This window comes from Bradyrhizobium sp. URHC0002, from assembly GCF_054059515.1.
Map to the genome: position 1 here is coordinate 1,989,792 of NZ_JBSSCF010000001.1, position 15,086 is coordinate 2,004,877.

Consider the following 15,086-nt stretch of genomic DNA (forward strand, 5'->3'; position numbering starts at 1 on the left):
CGTTCATCCACCGTACAGGTTGATGGCGCTCAAATGGCGCTTCGATCAAAGAGATAGGCGGGATGATGATTTGAGGTCATCCCGGCCTGAAAGCGCGCATTCGAAAGCAACTACGGATGGGGACTGTTCGCCTGCTCAGGGCGTGTGTGGTGATGCTCGCCTTCCTGGCGGCGGCCGTATCCGCGCGCCCGGCGCTCGCGCAGGCCAATTTCGACCGTCCCGGCGGCGATTATCTCAGTGCGCCCGTGACCTCAGGCGATCCGGCGGAATGCGCGCTGGTGTGCGAGCGCGACCGCCGCTGCCGGGCCTGGACCTTCAGCTATCCGACCGACCTGGCCAACCGTGCGGTGTGCTGGCTCAAGAGCAACGTGCCCGCGCGGGTGCAGAGCGATTGCTGTGTCACCGGCGTGCGCGGCGCCGGCGTGGTCGAACGGCGCAACGAGACCATCGAAACCTCGATCGACCGCTTCGGCGGCGACTACAAGAGTTTCGATCTCAAGAGCAGCGACGGCGACGACGCCTGCAAGGCCGCCTGCGCCGCCGACAACAAGTGCCGCGCCTGGACCTATGCCCGGCCGGGCTATGCCGGCGCGGAGGCGCATTGCTTCCTGAAGAAAGACATCAAGCCGCCGCGGCGGAAGGCGGGGTTTACCTCGGGCGTGGTGCGGTAGCTGCGACGGACGCCGCTGCCTATGCCGCCATTGCGAGGAACTCGTAGGGTGGGCAAAGGCGCGCTTGCGCCGTGCCCACCACGTTTTCCGACCATTGGTGCAAGTAGATGGTGGGCTCGCTTCGCATAGCCCACCCTACGATTCCGCGCCCGCCGGCAGCACCGTGATCTCCGGCCACAGCGCCTTCCATCGCGCCGCCTTCGCCTCGTAATTCGCTTTCGAAAAATTCGCGCCGGGATTGGGCCGCACGATCAGTGCGGCGACATCGTCGTAGCCATTCGGCGCGTACACCTCGTAAGCCTCGCGCGTGCGCCGGATTCCGATCTGGGTATTGCTGGTCAGAAACCGGTCGATGCCTTGCGTCGAACAACGCAGCTCCGGATAGGGCAGGCCATGCTTTTCCGGGTACCAGAGATGAACGCGCGCCTGGTTGCGTGCCTCGACCGCAATGCCCCGACCGGCAAACCGCGCCGCCAGCGTGCGGATGATCTCGTCTTCGGCTTCCCACGATGTATCGGGATCGAAATAGAACACGTCGTAATCGTTGATGCCGTAATCGACCGCGCGATGCGTGAGCACGTTCCACACCGTCTGCACCAGGCATCCGGAGACCAGCCACGCATCCGGCAGCGCCAGCCGAAACAATTCCTCGGCAATGATTTCGTTGGCGGGATTTTGCAAGGCGGCGGTGAGGAATTGGTCGCGGTTCATCGTACTGCCGTAGGGTGGGCAAAGCGAAGCGTGCCCACCATTCTCTTGCGAGCGTGGAAGATGGTGGGCACGGCGCTGCGCGCCTTTGCCCACCCTACAAAGTCATGTCGAATTCCCTCACCGCCTTCTTCGACGCAAGCGTACGCCAGTGCCGGCGCAACAGCGGCTCGACATTGGCGCGCTTGGCCTTCGACAGGCGGATCAGCACCATCGGATAATCGCGGTAGTGGTCGGTGAAGTAAAACAGCTTCGGCTGGCTTTCCACCAGCATCGCGCGCTCGTCCTGCGGCACGCCCGGCATCACCAGGCTGTCGCCGTCTTCCCTGAGCCGGGCGAGCATCTTCTTGCGCACCTTTAATGCCGGCGTGCCATAGGAAGTGCCGTCTTCGACCTCTGGCCAGGCCAGCGCGAATTCTCGCAACTCGTCGAAGGTCAATGCTGGCTCTCTCCTCATCGTCATGCCCGGGCTTGTCCGGGCATCCACGTCTTAGAAGTGCATCAGCAAGAAAGGCGTGGATGGCCGGGACAAGCCCGGCCATGACGGAGAGAGAGGCTTCACTGCACGGAAGTAAAAAACCGCGCCAGCCGAAAACCCGACAGCCAAGTCCACACCGGCTGGCTGCGCATGCCCATATCCCACGAGCCGACCACGGCATCCGCACGGCCGATCAGATTGTCGATCGGCAGCAGTCCCACGCCGCCGTCGCGCACCGCGACGCGGCTGTCGGCGGAATTGTCCCTGTTGTCGCCGAGCACGAACAGTTGGCCCGGCGGCACCGTCACCTCGGGCGTGTTGTCGAGCCTTCCATTGTCGCGCATCTTGAAAATGGCATGGCTGACGCCGTTCGGCAGCGTCTCGACGAAGCGATAGGCCCGCTCGGTGTTGCCGCGATCGTCTTCGGCCTGGCCTGTGCCATCCGGCTTCAACGCCGCGGCGTGGTCGTTGATGAACAGCTGTCCCTGCCGCAACTGGATGCGGTCGCCCGGCAATCCCACCACGCGCTTGACCCAGGCCTGCGAGCGGTCGCCGGGCCAGCGGAACACGACGACGTCGCCGCGCTTGGGCGTGTCGCCGAACACGCGGCCGGTTTCCGGCAGCGTGATCTGGATCGGCAGCGATGCCGCGCCGTAGCCATAAGGGAATTTCGACGCCACCAGCGCGTCGCCGATCAAAAGCGTCGGCTCCATCGAACCGGACGGAACGTAAAACGGCTCGGCGATCGCGCCCTTGGCGACGAACACGACAGCCACGATCGCAGCCAACTGCACGGCCTGCGCGCGCCAGCTCGCAGGCTTGCCGCTCGCGCCGTCCTTCTGCTTATCCTTCTCCTCGCTCATGCGCCCGTTCCTCCGACGGTGATCTTTTCCATCCGCAGCGTCGGCTGGCCGACGCCGACCGGCACACCCTGGCCGTTCTTGCCGCAGGTGCCGATGCCGGTGTCGAGCGCGAGATCGTTGCCGACCATGGTGATCCTGTGCAGGTCGGTCGGCCCGTTGCCGATCAGCATCGCGCCCTTCAAGGGCGCGCCGAGCTTGCCGTTTTCGATCTTGTAGGCCTCGGTGCACTGGAACACATATTTGCCGGAGGTGATGTCGACCTGGCCGCCGCCGAAATTCGCGGCGTAGATGCCGTTCTTCACCGAGGCCAGAATTTCCGCGGGGTCGCGTTGGCCCGCCAGCATGTAGGTGTTGGTCATGCGCGGCATCGGAACGTGCGCGTAGCTCTGCCGGCGCCCGTTGCCGGTCGGCTTCATGTTCATCAGCCGCGCGTTCTGGCGGTCCTGCATGTAGCCGACCAGAATGCCGTCCTCGATCAGCACCGTGCGATTGGTCGGCGTGCCCTCGTCGTCGATGGAGAGAGAACCGCGCCGCGAGGCCATCGTGCCGTCGTCCACCACCGTGACGCCCTTGGCCGCGACCTGCTTGCCCATCAACCCTGCAAAGGCCGAGGTCTGCTTGCGGTTGAAGTCGCCTTCGAGGCCATGCCCGACCGCCTCATGCAGCATCACGCCGGGCCAGCCGGCGCCCAGCACCACGTCCATCTCGCCGGCGGGGGCGGGGACGGATTCCAGATTGACCAGCGCCTCGCGGATGGCGCCGTCGGCCGCCTCGCGCCATGCCTTGGTTTCGATGAAGCGCGCATAGCCCTCGCGGCCGCCATAACCCTTGCTGCCGCTCTCCTGCCGGTCGCCTTGCCCGGCGACCACCGAAATGTTGACCCGCACCAAGGGGCGGATATCGCGATAGCTCTCGCCATCGGGGCGCAGGATTTCCACCACCTGCCAGGTGGCGCCTAGGCTGATCGAAGCCTGCCGCACCCGTGGATCCTTGTCGCGTAGATAGGCGTCGATCTCGGCCAGCAGTTTTACCTTGGCTTCAAAGCCCGGCGCATCCAGCGGATTGTCGTCGCCATAGAGCCGCACATTGGTATGCGCGGGAGCAGCGGCAAAATTGCCGCTGTAGCCGCCGCGCACGGCCGCCACCGCATCCGCCGCGCGGATCAGCGCCGGCAAGGATACGTCGGAGGAATGCGCGTACCCAACCGCGTCGTCCTTCACCGCGCGCAGGCCAAACCCCTGGGAGGTGTCGTAGGTCGCCTGCTTCAGCCGGCCGTTGTCAAAGCCGAGCGCTTCGGTCTGGCCATATTCCAGAAACAGCTCGCCATCGTCGGCCCCCTGAAGGCCCCGCATGATCTCGCGTCTGATAGCATCGCGGTCGAGATTGGCGCGGTCGAGAAGGGAGGTTGTGGCGGGATTGGTCATCAAATCAGTCCGTTGTCGGAGGGGCGCATCCAAGATAGTTGTTTCCCGGCCATTCCGCGAGGGGCGGGATCAACACGTTGCCGAGACGATGGCATCAGTCGAAATTGTTCCGATAGCTCAAGACCATATCGAAAGCTTTCATCGAGCCCTCGATTTCGTCGCGCGGGAGCGGCGCTATCTCGCGTTTCTGGAAGCCCCGCCGTTCGAATCGACGCAGGCCTTCGTTCTCGACAATATCAGACAGGGTTATCCGCAACTGGTCGCGGTGTCGGCCGGGCAGGTCGTCGGCTGGTGCGATGTCGCGCCCAAGCCCAGGCCGATTTATGCGCATGGCGGCGTTCTCGGCATCGCGCTTCTGCCGGAATTCCGGCGGCAGGGAATAGGTACGCGTTTGATCCGGCAGACGCTCGGCGCGGCGCAGGCCTTTGGGCTGCACCGGGTCGAACTGACGGTTCGGGAAAACAACGCGATCGCGATCGAGCTTTACAAGAGGGTCGGCTTCGAGATCGAAGGCTTGCAGCGTAACGCCACCAAGGTTGATGGCGTCTACGAAAACGTGGTCCTGATGGCTATCCTGTTCTAGGGGCAACTCCCCTCAGGGCAGCTTGTCATACCCTTCACCCAGCCCGTTCAAGCTGAGCGGAAACCCGATTCCCTCTTCGGGCGTCTCAAAAATAATAAAAGTCGCGGTTTTGGCGGTCCGAAGCTGCCCGAGCAGCTTCTCGTCCATGACAACCTCGGCCACGCAGCCATTGGGCAGGCAGCGGACAAAGCCGGCGCGGCCGACGTCCTGGTTGTCGAGTTTCAGCCCGAGGCCGGAGGGGAGCAGGACGCCGAGCGGCGCCACCACCCGCATCAGCTTGCTCTTCTGGTCGGCCGTCTTGAGCACGATCACGGTGAGGCCGGCGTTGGAGCGGTCCTCGGCCACCACGCTCTGGATCAGGGCGCATTGTTCGCCCTGGGCGCCGGGCGGGGTGTCGCAGCGGATCTGCCAGTCGCCATGGACCGAGCGCACCGCGCCTTGGGCGCTGGCCGCCTGGGTCAGGCCGAGCAGGAACGCCACGGCGAACAGGCCGCCGAGCCAGCGGGCCGGTTCCAGGCCAAATCCCGTCTGATACATTCCTGCCTGATGTTTCGAACGCCCCATCCGGGTCGATCCTCTTTTATCATTTCCGGCTGCGCCGGTGACATTCCGGCTGGGCCGGCCACATTGTAACTGGGCTTACCGGACTGATACGCAATGACGGCGCCTTGAAGGCAGTCCAGGAGCCGATCCGCGCCATCCTTAAGGACCGACCCAAGGACGGTCGGGAGCCCTGAGCGAATCAGGCCGCTCGGGAGCACCGTCACTGTGCGTACATCCGGCAACCGGGCTGTCAAGCGGCGACGCCTTGCAAAATGGCGGGTTTTTGCTGATTTGCCGGAAAAATCCGACATCCGGCGAATAGCAGGTGACGCATGGCGTTGCGCCCCACTACTGCATTGCGAGAGCCTTAGAATTATGGTTTGAGAGGCTGGATTTCGACGCGTTCTAACGATCAGGCCCGGGTACTGAGCAATGCTGTTGCAGGTACTTTTGAAGGTGTACTTCCAAAAGTACCTCCGGTAGGCCGTTTGTGAGGGCGGATCGTGCGGCATTCCCGGCCATTCGGCGGGAGTGCTTTGGGGACTTATTCAAGGGAGCGCGAGCGGCATGAAGATGTCGAGTGGCCAGATGGGCCGGCGATTGCTGGGGTTGACGGTGGCGGGCATGGCGCTCGCAGCCGGCGGAATGGCTTTGGCGGCGCAGCCGCAGCCGTGGGAAATGACGCTGCAGCCAGCCGCCTCTCCGGTGATGGAAAGCATCATCAGCTTCCATAATCTGCTGCTGTGGATCATCACGATCATCACTTTGTTCGTGCTGGCGCTTCTGGTCATGGTGGTGGTCAAGTTCAACGCCAAGACCAACCCGGTCCCCTCCAGGACCACCCACAACACGCTGATCGAGGTGGCCTGGACGCTGATTCCAGTGCTGATCCTGGTCGCCATCGCGGTGCCGTCGTTCCGCCTGCTGTTCCTGCAGCTCGACATTCCCAAGGCCGACCTGACGGTGAAGGTCACCGGCAAGCAGTGGTACTGGAGTTACGCCTATCCGGATAACGGCAAGTTCGAATTCGATTCGCTGCTGGCGGCCGACAAGCAGCCGCGCCTGCTCGGCGTCGACAACGAGATGGTGGTGCCGGTCAACAAGGTGGTTCGCGTCCAGACCACCGGCGCCGACGTGATTCACGCGTTCGCGGTGCCGTCGTTCGGCATCAAGATCGACTCGATCCCCGGCCGCCTGAACGAGACCTGGTTCAAGGCCACCAAGGTCGGCGTGTATTACGGCCAGTGCTCGGAACTGTGCGGCAAGGACCACGCCTTCATGCCGATCGCGGTGCGGGTGGTGACCGATCAGGAATTCGCTTCCTGGGTTGAGGCGGCGAAGAAGAAATATGCGACCAACCCGGCGAACACGTTCGCCTCAGTTGGTGGCCAGGCCACGCAGTAAGGCGCGGCCAAGGGACACTAAGGGACAAGGGCGACGGGACCTGAAAGAGGTCCGCAAAGGGACTGCAAGGCAGGATTTCAAAATGGCAACGACGACACACGACGATCACGCCCATGGTGACCACGCCCATGCCAATCCGACCGGATGGCGGCGCTGGGTCTATTCGACGAACCATAAGGACATCGGCACGATGTACCTTATCTTCGCGATCTTCGCGGGTGTCATCGGTGCAGCGATGTCGATCGCGATCCGCATCGAGCTGATGTATCCCGGCGTCCAGTTCTTCCACGAATCCCACACCTATAATGTGTTCGTGACCTCGCACGGCCTGATCATGATCTTCTTCATGGTGATGCCGGCGATGATCGGCGGCTTCGGCAACTGGTTCGTGCCGCTGATGATCGGCGCGCCGGACATGGCGTTCCCGCGCATGAACAACATCTCGTTCTGGCTGCTGCCGGCCTCCTTCACGCTGTTGTTGATGTCGACCTTCGTCGAGGGCGAGCCGGGCGCCAACGGCGTCGGCGCTGGCTGGACCATCTACGCGCCGCTGTCGACCTCGGGCCATCCGGGACCGGCGGTCGATTTCGCGATCCTGTCGCTGCATCTGGCCGGCGCCTCCTCGATCCTCGGCGCCATCAACTTCATCACCACGATCTTCAACATGCGCGCGCCGGGCATGACCCTGCACAAGATGCCGCTGTTCGTCTGGTCGATCCTGGTGACGGTGTTCCTGCTCCTGTTGTCGCTGCCGGTGCTCGCCGGCGCCATCACCATGCTGCTCACCGACCGCAATTTCGGCACCACCTTCTTCTCCGCCGACGGCGGCGGCGACCCGCTGCTGTTCCAGCATCTGTTCTGGTTCTTCGGCCATCCCGAAGTGTACATCCTGATCCTGCCCGGCTTCGGCATGATCAGCCAGATCGTCTCGACTTTCTCGAAGAAGCCCGTGTTCGGCTATCTCGGCATGGCCTACGCCATGGTCGCGATCGGCGGCATCGGCTTCGTGGTGTGGGCGCACCACATGTACACCGTCGGCATGTCCAGCGCGACGCAGGCCTATTTCGTCGCCGCCACCATGGTGATCGCGGTGCCGACCGGCGTGAAGATCTTCTCCTGGATCGCCACGATGTGGGGCGGTTCGATCGAATTCAAGACGCCGATGCTGTGGGCGATCGGCTTCATCTTCCTGTTCACGCTCGGTGGCGTCACCGGCGTCGTGCTGGCCAATGCCGGCGTCGACCGCGTGCTGCAGGAAACCTACTACGTGGTCGCGCACTTCCACTACGTGTTGTCGCTCGGCGCCGTGTTCGCGATCTTCGCCGGTTGGTACTACTGGTTCCCGAAAATGTCGGGCTACATGTACTCGGAGACGATCGGCAAGCTGCACTTCTGGTTCACCTTCATCGGCGTGAATCTCGTGTTCTTCCCGCAGCACTTCCTCGGCCTGTCCGGGATGCCGCGCCGCTACGTCGACTACCCGGATGCGTTCGCGGGCTGGAACCTGGTGTCGTCGTTCGGTTCCTACATCTCGGGCTTCGGCGTGCTGATCTTCATCTACGGCGTGGTCGATGCCTTCGCGAAGAAGCGGGTCGCCGAGGCCAATCCGTGGGGCGCCGGTGCCACCACGCTGGAATGGACGCTGCCGTCGCCGCCGCCCTTCCACCAGTTCGAAGTGCTGCCGCGCGTTCAGTAAACGGTTATTCGCGGCGCGCCGCTGTTGCGCGCCGCGGCTTTAGTGAAGCGAGATAAATCTTGTCGGTAGTTGATCACAACGCCATCGATGTACTCCCCCGGATTTCCGAGGCGGAGGTCGGGGACTACCTCGCGCTGCTGAAGCCGCGGGTGATGTCGCTCGTGATCTTCACGGCACTGGTCGGCCTCGTGATCGCGCCGGGCCACGTTCACCCCGTGCTGGCGTTCACCGCGATCCTCTGCATCGCGGTTGGGGCCGGTGCCTCGGGCGCGATGAACATGGCCTATGAGGGCGACATCGACGCCTTGATGTCGCGCACCGCCAACCGGCCGATCCCGCGCGGACGCATCACGTCGGGCGAAGCCATGGCGTTCGGCCTGATCCTGGCGTTCTTCTCGGTGCTGACGCTCGGCATCCTCGTCAACCTGCTGGCCGGCGCGCTGCTGGCGTTCACGATCTTCTTCTATGTGGTGGTCTACACCATGTGGCTGAAGCGCTGGACGGCGCAGAACATCGTGATCGGCGGCGCCGCGGGCGCGCTGCCGCCGGTCGTGGCGTGGGCCGCGGCCACCGGCTCGCTGTCGATGGAGCCGCTGCTGCTCTTCCTCATTATCTTCTTCTGGACCCCGCCGCATTTCTGGGCGCTGGCGCTCTTTCGTTCCGACGACTATGCCCGCGCCGGCATTCCGATGCTGCCCGTGGTCGCCGGGCCCGATGCGACGCGGCTGCAGATCCTGCTTTACACGATCGTGCTGGTCGCGATCGCGGTTGCGCCCTGGCCGCTCGGCTATTTCGACGCGGTCTACGGCGTCACCTCGCTGGTGCTTGGCGCCGGCATGATGTGGCTGGCCATCGAGGTCTATCGCCACCGCGAGGGCAAGCGGGCGGTGCGCGCGACGCGCCGGCTGTTCGCGTTCTCGATCCTGTATCTGTTCGCGCTGTTTGCGACCCTCTTGCTCGAAGTGGTCGTCCGCGCCGTCGCGCCAGTGTTCGGGTAGGGGGCGCATGGCGAACGCATGGACGACAATCGCAAGCCAGATGGAATCGTCCTCACCGAGGCGCAGAAAAGAAGCCGCCGCCAGCGCTCGATCGCCATCGCGCTCGCGCTCGGCGTCCTTGTCGTGTTGTTCTTCGCGGTCACCATGGTCAAGGGGCCGGCCGTTCTCGTCCGGCCGATGTGATTGAAATGGAAAACGATCCGCAAAGGCGTGAGGGACCGGCTGGAGGCGAGGGGATCGCTTCGCGCCGTACCCTGACGCGCGATGCGGTGGTGGCCTCGATCTGCGGCTTCGTCGTGGTGTTGATGGTCGGCGCCTCCTATGCCGCCGTGCCCTTCTACGACTGGTTCTGCCGCGCCACCGGTTTCAACGGCACCACCCAGGTCTCGACCTCGGCGCCAACAGACGCGCCGCTGGCGCGCAAGATTTCCGTGCGGTTCGACGCCAATGTCGGCCCCGGCCTGCCCTGGAAATTCGAACCTGAGCAGAACGAGATCGAGGTCCGGATCGGCGAAGTCGTCACCGTGTTCTACACCGTGACCAACCAGGCCGCGCGTGCGACCACAGGCGTTGCCGCCTACAACGTCGCGCCGCTGACGGTCGGCGCCTATTTCCAGAAGATCAACTGCTTCTGCTTCACCGAACAGACCATGGGCCCGGGCGAGAAGCGCGAGATGCCCGTGGTGTTCTATGTCGATCCGCAGCTGGCGAAAGACAGCGAGAACGACGGCCTGAACACCATCACGCTATCCTACACCTTCTATCCCGTGCGCGAGACCGCGCCGAAGCCGGTCGCGGCCGGCGAAGCCGACAAGCGCAAGGGAAACTTGTAACGCGAAGCTTGTGACAGGAAACTTGTGAATCAGGAGTTCCGTATCTAACGGGATTTCGGATTTGAAATTTGAGACGAATATGTGCCGAAGGGAACGGCACATCTAACGGAGAGACCGCAATGGCTACGGCGCACGCGAAGCAGCACGACTACCACCTCGTCGATCCGAGCCCGTGGCCGGTGGTCGGCTCGATCTCGGCCTTCATCATGGCGGTGGGCGCCATCACCTGGATGCACCACATGACCGCCGCGGCCCCGTTCATCTTCGGTGCCGGCACCGTCGGCGTGCTCTACACCATGGCGAGCTGGTGGGGCGATGTGATCCGCGAAGCCCAGTACAAGGGCGACCACACCCGCGTCGTGCAGATCAGCCACCGCTACGGCATGATCCTGTTCATCGCTTCCGAGGTGATGTTCTTCGTCGCCTGGTTCTGGGCCTTCTTCAACTCCGCGCTGTTCCCCGCCGACGCGGTCCACGCCACCCGCGACGCCATTTTCGGCTGCGGTCCGGGCACCGCGATGGGCGCCTGCAGCGTGCCGGGCACCTGGCCGCCGAAGGGCATCGAGACCTTCGACCCCTGGCATCTGCCGCTGCTCAATACGCTCTTGCTGCTCACCTCGGGCACCACAGTCACCTGGGCGCATCACGCGCTGCTCGAGGATGACCGTCGGGGCCTGAAATACGGCCTGATCCTCACCGTGCTGCTCGGGGCCGCCTTCACTTGCGTGCAGGCCTATGAATACGCCCACGCCACCTTCCATTTCTCCGGTAACATCTACGGCGCGACCTTCTTCATGGCGACCGGCTTCCACGGTTTCCATGTGCTGGTCGGCACGGTGTTCCTGCTGGTGTGCCTGTTGCGCACCTATGCCGGCCACTTCACGTCGAAGCAGCATCTCGGCTTCGAATTCGCCGCCTGGTACTGGCACTTCGTCGACGTGGTGTGGTTGTTCCTCTTCATCTGCATCTACGTCTGGTTCCGCGGCGCGGGGGCCGCGGCCGGCGGGCACTGATACAGGCTTGATGTGCTACAAGGGGCGGTCGAAACGACCGCCCCTTTTTGTTTGCAAAGCGAAGCATGACAGATAACGCGGCAACCACGGTAACCCAGAGCGCGCTACGCGGCATCGCCTGCCGCTGCCCGCGTTGCGGCAAGGGCAAGCTCTATGCGGGCTTCATCAACCTGCGTCCGAATTGCGAAGCGTGCGGGCTTGACTACGCTTTCATCGATGCCGGCGACGGGCCTGCGATCTTCATCATCATGCTGGCGGGCGCCATCGTCGTCACCGCGGCCCTGATCGTCGAAATCAAGTATCAGCCGCCGTTCTGGCTGCATGCGGCGCTGTGGCTGCCGCTGATCCTCGCAACCACGCTTCTGCCGCTGCGCTCGATGAAGTCGCTTTTGATCGCGCTGCAGTTTCATCACAAGGCCGCGCCCGGCCGGCTGATCGACCGCGAGCCGAAATGACCGGTCTCTCGTCACGGCGGCCCGCGGTGGCCGGCTTTGCCATCTTCACGCTGCTGATGGTGGCGGCCTTCACGGGCCTCGGGATCTGGCAATTGCAGCGCCGGGTCGAGAAGCATGCGCTGATCGCGATCCTGAACGAGCGCCTCGCCGCCGAGCCTGCGGCGCTGCCGGCGCGAGCGCAATGGAATATGCTGACGCCGGCCAAAGACGAATTCCGCCGCGTCAGTTTTACTGCGACCTACGCGCCGGTGCCGGATGCGATGGTCTACAGCGCAGGCTCCGCGGTTCGCGACGACGTTTCGGGCCCCGGCACCTGGGCGTTCCTGCCGGCGCAACTCGCCGACGGCAACACCGTCGTGGTCAATACCGGCTTCGTCCAGAACACGATGCAGGATCGCAACCAGCAGGATCGCGCCGTAGGCCGGCTGATCACCGGTGATCCTGTGAAGCTCACCGGCTACATCCGTTTTCCCGAAAGTGCGGGAACGCTGACGCCGCCGGAGAGCATGGCCAAACGACTTTGGTTTACCCGCGATCATCGCGCGATGGCGCGCGCGCTGGGCTGGGGCGAGGCCGACAAGGCCGTCGCGCCGTTCTATGTCGATCTGGAAACGCCCGTGCCCGAAAGCGGCATTCCAAAACCCGGCGCGCTCTCCGTGCGTCTCAAGGACGATCACCTGCAATACGCCATCACCTGGTTCACGCTGGCCTTTGCGGTCGTCATCGCCTTCGGTGTGTGGTGGCGCGGGCAGCGCCGCGCCTGATGTCCATTCCCCGTATTCACCCGGACTAGCTTGTAGGAGCCCTGGTTCGCACAATCGGCTGAGTTCCACGGTGCGTTCCGGACAATAGGCCGTTCAGTGTCCATTCATGACGATCGTCATACTCCGTCACCCGCGTCAGCGCCCGGGACAAGGTTGGGCTGCATGGATGGGATCGCGGATTTGGCGGATGATTTCGATCAGATAGCCTTGGTGGTCGACTGGCTCGACGCATGCCGGAGCAGCGACTTGGCGGCACTGCTCGATCTCTATGCCGACGACGCGAAGCTCGAATGCCGGTGCGGCGACGTCAAGGTCAGCGAAGGCCGCGCCGAACTCGAGTCCTATTGGCGGCCGCGCCTCGGTGCGCTCGTCCCCACCGCCTTCGGGCTCGAGGAAATCACGCCGACCGCCGAAGGCGTCGTGCTCGATTATCTGAGCCACGAAGGCAAGCCGGTCCGTATCGCGTTCGCTTTCTCGCGCGACGCCAAGATCCAGCGTACCGCCTGCGCCCCCGCGGGGCAGGCGTTGCGTCAGGAGGTTGCCGGCGTCGCCGATCAGGCTGGCTGACCGCTAGCTCTCGCCTCGCGCATGTGCGGCGGAATCTCCCGCCGGAAGCCGGCAACGCACGCAGGTGCGGCCTTGTTCGCGCAGCAGTTCAAGCGTCCCGCTCAGCGCGCGCGCGCGCTCCAGCATTCCCGTCAGTCCCCGGCCGAACATCCGGTCCGCTGGAAAGCCTATGCCGTCGTCGGATACTTCCACGATCACCTCGCGGTCGTTGATCCTTGCCAGCACGTGCATCGCGTTCGCCCTGGCATGACGAAGCACGTTTGTCACCGCCTCCTGGATCACGCGATGGATTGTCTGTGACAGCAAGCCGTCGGCCTCGTTCAGCGTCGTGTCGATCTGCGACGTCACGTTAAGATCCGGCGCTTGCGCCTTCGCGTTCTGCAACAGCGTCTGGATGCTCCTCTCCAGGCCAAGCTCCTGAATGTAGAGCGGCCGCAGGCGGTCGAGGATGCGGCGGTTCGCCTGCTGCAATGTTTCGACCGACTGCAGAATGCCCTCGGCGGCGCCCTTCAACTCCGGCTGGCCGGACGGGATGGACTCCAGCAGCGCTACCGTGTTGGCGCGGATACCGAACAGCAGCGGCCCGAGTTCGTCATGAAGCTCGCGCGCCATGTCCTGCCTCTCGTCGTCCTGCAGTGACACGATCCGGCGCAGCAGGCTGCGGTTATCCTGGCTGAGGCGATTGAGGGTGCGGGCGAGTTCGTTGGCTTCCTGCGCGCTCTTGCGGATCTCGGGCGGGCCGGCGGGAGCAATCGGCTGCTCGTAATCGCCCGATCGCATTCGGGTCAGGCCGTCGCCCAGACTTTGCAGCGGCCGCAATGCGGAACGTGCGGCGAAGTGGGCAATGGCCCCCGTCAACAGCATCAGGGCAATTCCGGAGCAGGCGATCGCCAGAAATCCGATCCACTTCTCGTAGATGTCGGCGGACAAGTCCGGCGCAACGACAATGTCGCCGACCTGTCTTCCCTCGATCGTCACGGGGAAGGCGGCTCCGGATTCGGGTATGGCGAGGAGGCGAACGAACCAGTCAGGCACCGTTCCCGCGGAACTCTGCACCTCGGGAGCACGACCATCGAGGCTGGTCCCGACGCGCCGAAACCGGATTGCTTCGGAGGCGCCCAGTGACTGCACGAACGCTTCCAGCGTCGCTTGCGGATTGGTGGAAGTCTGAAGCGCAGCGTTGAGCGCCGCCGCAACCGCCCTGGCCGAGCGAGCAGCCGGCTCTGTTTCTTCCAGAAGTTGCGCCCTGGCAAAGATCTGGAGCGAAACGCCTCCGGCCAGCAGCGCGGCCACGAACACCAGGCCGAGCGGCAGCAACAGCCGCGTTCGAAGAGAAAACCTTTCCCACATTTCGACCAATATAGCTCCCGCAACCCAAGATTTCTCTTTTCAAATATTGTCAACCGCCTATTTATTCCGGTAGGGGATTAAATGATGCAAAATACTAGCAGATCGGCAACGAAGGTGTTGATCGTCGACGACCATCCGGTGGTCCTGTCGGGTTGCCGGGCGCTGTTTGCGTCGGACAATTCCGTGAAGATCGACGAGGCCATCGACGCCAAGTCCGGCCACCGCGCCTACGTGACGAAGCGGCCCGACGTCACGGTGATCGATATCAAACTCCCGGATGTCTCCGGTTTCGAACTGATGCGGCGAATTCGCAAGGAGGATCCGGACGCCAGGATCATCATGTTCAGCATGAACGACGATCCGGCGTTCGTGGTTCGCGCCATCGAGATGGGCGCGCAGGGTTATGTCTCGAAGGGCGACGATCCAAGGATGCTGGTGAAGGCCGTCCGCAAGGTGGCGGCGGGAGACAACTTCATTTCACCGCAACTGGCGGAGGCGGTGACCTTTTCAGGCGCTTCGATCAAGGCCAATCCGGCGTCGCAAATGACCGCGCGCGAACTGGAAATCCTGCGGCTGCTGGGCCGCGGCGACAAGATCGTCGAAGTCGCCGACGCGCTCGAGATTTCCTACAAGACGGTGGCCAACACCACCTCGCTGCTCAAGCAGAAGCTCGGCGCCAAGAATCACTCGGACCTGATCCGGATCGCAGTGGAGATGGGGCTCGGCTGAGCGCGAT

The 15,086-nt window shown here is 63.7% G+C and carries 18 protein-coding genes; 12 read left to right on the forward strand and 6 right to left on the reverse strand.

The genetic code is table 11. The features are described 5' to 3' along the window. Nucleotides 1-116: 116 nt before the first annotated feature. Nucleotides 117-671, forward strand: a complete 555-nt coding sequence (locus ACVWVY_RS09420; RefSeq protein ID WP_456626118.1) for a PAN domain-containing protein — start codon at nucleotides 117-119, stop codon at nucleotides 669-671. Nucleotides 672-806: 135 nt separating this feature from the next. Here ACVWVY_RS09420 and ACVWVY_RS09425 read toward each other — a convergent pair whose 3' ends face one another. The 4 genes from ACVWVY_RS09425 to tldD all read right to left on the reverse strand — a co-directional run bounded on the left by ACVWVY_RS09425 (nucleotide 807) and on the right by tldD (nucleotide 4,144). Then, nucleotides 807-1,382 carry a nucleotidyltransferase family protein gene (locus ACVWVY_RS09425; RefSeq protein WP_456626119.1) on the reverse strand — a complete coding sequence of 192 codons (576 nt, stop codon included), beginning with the start codon at nucleotides 1,380-1,382 and terminating at the stop codon, nucleotides 807-809. Between the two features lie 94 nt (nucleotides 1,383-1,476). Next, entirely contained in the window at nucleotides 1,477-1,818 is a 342-nt protein-coding gene (locus ACVWVY_RS09430; RefSeq protein ID WP_456632156.1) for an MmcQ/YjbR family DNA-binding protein, read from the reverse strand. A 119-nt stretch (nucleotides 1,819-1,937) separates the two neighbouring features. Then, nucleotides 1,938-2,720 (reverse strand): signal peptidase I, encoded by a 783-nt coding sequence (gene lepB / locus ACVWVY_RS09435; protein WP_456626120.1) that lies wholly within the window; start codon nucleotides 2,718-2,720, stop codon nucleotides 1,938-1,940. Continuing rightward, nucleotides 2,717-4,144 (reverse strand): metalloprotease TldD, encoded by a 1,428-nt coding sequence (gene tldD / locus ACVWVY_RS09440; RefSeq protein ID WP_456626121.1) that lies wholly within the window; start codon nucleotides 4,142-4,144, stop codon nucleotides 2,717-2,719. Before tldD ends, lepB begins: the two co-directional genes overlap by 4 nt. 88 nt (nucleotides 4,145-4,232) lie before the next feature. Here tldD and ACVWVY_RS09445 point away from each other — a divergent pair, with 88 nt between their 5' ends. Then, nucleotides 4,233-4,727: an N-acetyltransferase family protein gene (locus tag ACVWVY_RS09445; RefSeq protein ID WP_456626122.1), complete on the forward strand. Its 495-nt coding sequence runs from the start codon at nucleotides 4,233-4,235 to the stop codon at nucleotides 4,725-4,727. A 12-nt stretch (nucleotides 4,728-4,739) separates the two neighbouring features. Here ACVWVY_RS09445 and ACVWVY_RS09450 read toward each other — a convergent pair whose 3' ends face one another. Beyond that, nucleotides 4,740-5,291: an invasion associated locus B family protein gene (locus tag ACVWVY_RS09450; RefSeq protein ID WP_456626123.1), complete on the reverse strand. Its 552-nt coding sequence runs from the start codon at nucleotides 5,289-5,291 to the stop codon at nucleotides 4,740-4,742. A gap of 546 nt (nucleotides 5,292-5,837) precedes the next feature. On the opposite strand from ACVWVY_RS09450, the gene coxB reads away from it, so the two are divergent. From coxB to ACVWVY_RS09495, 9 genes are all read left to right on the forward strand, one after another. Further along, entirely contained in the window at nucleotides 5,838-6,674 is an 837-nt protein-coding gene (coxB, locus tag ACVWVY_RS09455; protein ID WP_456626124.1) for a cytochrome c oxidase subunit II, read from the forward strand. An 82-nt stretch (nucleotides 6,675-6,756) separates the two neighbouring features. Further along, a complete protein-coding gene (gene ctaD, locus ACVWVY_RS09460) occupies nucleotides 6,757-8,370 on the forward strand; it encodes a cytochrome c oxidase subunit I (protein ID WP_456626125.1) in 1,614 nt (537 codons plus the stop codon). Nucleotides 8,371-8,429: 59 nt separating this feature from the next. After that, complete coding sequence (locus tag ACVWVY_RS09465; protein ID WP_456626126.1) at nucleotides 8,430-9,368, forward strand: heme o synthase; 939 nt, start codon at nucleotides 8,430-8,432, stop codon at nucleotides 9,366-9,368. Between the two features lie 18 nt (nucleotides 9,369-9,386). Next, nucleotides 9,387-9,551 carry a CoxF protein gene (locus ACVWVY_RS09470; RefSeq protein ID WP_108522215.1) on the forward strand — a complete coding sequence of 55 codons (165 nt, stop codon included), beginning with the start codon at nucleotides 9,387-9,389 and terminating at the stop codon, nucleotides 9,549-9,551. Nucleotides 9,552-9,556: 5 nt separating this feature from the next. After that, on the forward strand, nucleotides 9,557-10,201 hold the full coding sequence (locus ACVWVY_RS09475; RefSeq protein ID WP_456626127.1) for a cytochrome c oxidase assembly protein: 645 nt from the start codon (nucleotides 9,557-9,559) through the stop codon (nucleotides 10,199-10,201). A gap of 119 nt (nucleotides 10,202-10,320) precedes the next feature. After that, on the forward strand, nucleotides 10,321-11,214 hold the full coding sequence (locus ACVWVY_RS09480) for a cytochrome c oxidase subunit 3 (RefSeq protein WP_456626128.1): 894 nt from the start codon (nucleotides 10,321-10,323) through the stop codon (nucleotides 11,212-11,214). Between the two features lie 65 nt (nucleotides 11,215-11,279). Beyond that, on the forward strand, nucleotides 11,280-11,669 hold the full coding sequence (locus ACVWVY_RS09485) for a DUF983 domain-containing protein (protein WP_456626129.1): 390 nt from the start codon (nucleotides 11,280-11,282) through the stop codon (nucleotides 11,667-11,669). Further along, the gene (locus ACVWVY_RS09490) at nucleotides 11,666-12,433 is read left to right on the forward strand and encodes an SURF1 family protein (RefSeq protein ID WP_456626130.1); all 768 of its coding nucleotides are present in this window, start codon (nucleotides 11,666-11,668) and stop codon (nucleotides 12,431-12,433) included. Before ACVWVY_RS09485 ends, ACVWVY_RS09490 begins: the two co-directional genes overlap by 4 nt. Before the next feature lie 180 nt (nucleotides 12,434-12,613). After that, nucleotides 12,614-13,000, forward strand: coding sequence for a nuclear transport factor 2 family protein (locus tag ACVWVY_RS09495; RefSeq protein ID WP_456626131.1), 387 nt, complete (start codon nucleotides 12,614-12,616; stop codon nucleotides 12,998-13,000). A gap of 3 nt (nucleotides 13,001-13,003) precedes the next feature. Here ACVWVY_RS09495 and ACVWVY_RS09500 read toward each other — a convergent pair whose 3' ends face one another. Continuing rightward, entirely contained in the window at nucleotides 13,004-14,350 is a 1,347-nt protein-coding gene (locus tag ACVWVY_RS09500; RefSeq protein ID WP_456626132.1) for a histidine kinase, read from the reverse strand. 84 nt (nucleotides 14,351-14,434) lie between these two features. On the opposite strand from ACVWVY_RS09500, the gene ACVWVY_RS09505 reads away from it, so the two are divergent. Next, nucleotides 14,435-15,079 (forward strand): response regulator transcription factor, encoded by a 645-nt coding sequence (locus ACVWVY_RS09505; RefSeq protein WP_456626133.1) that lies wholly within the window; start codon nucleotides 14,435-14,437, stop codon nucleotides 15,077-15,079. Nucleotides 15,080-15,086 lie beyond the last annotated feature (7 nt).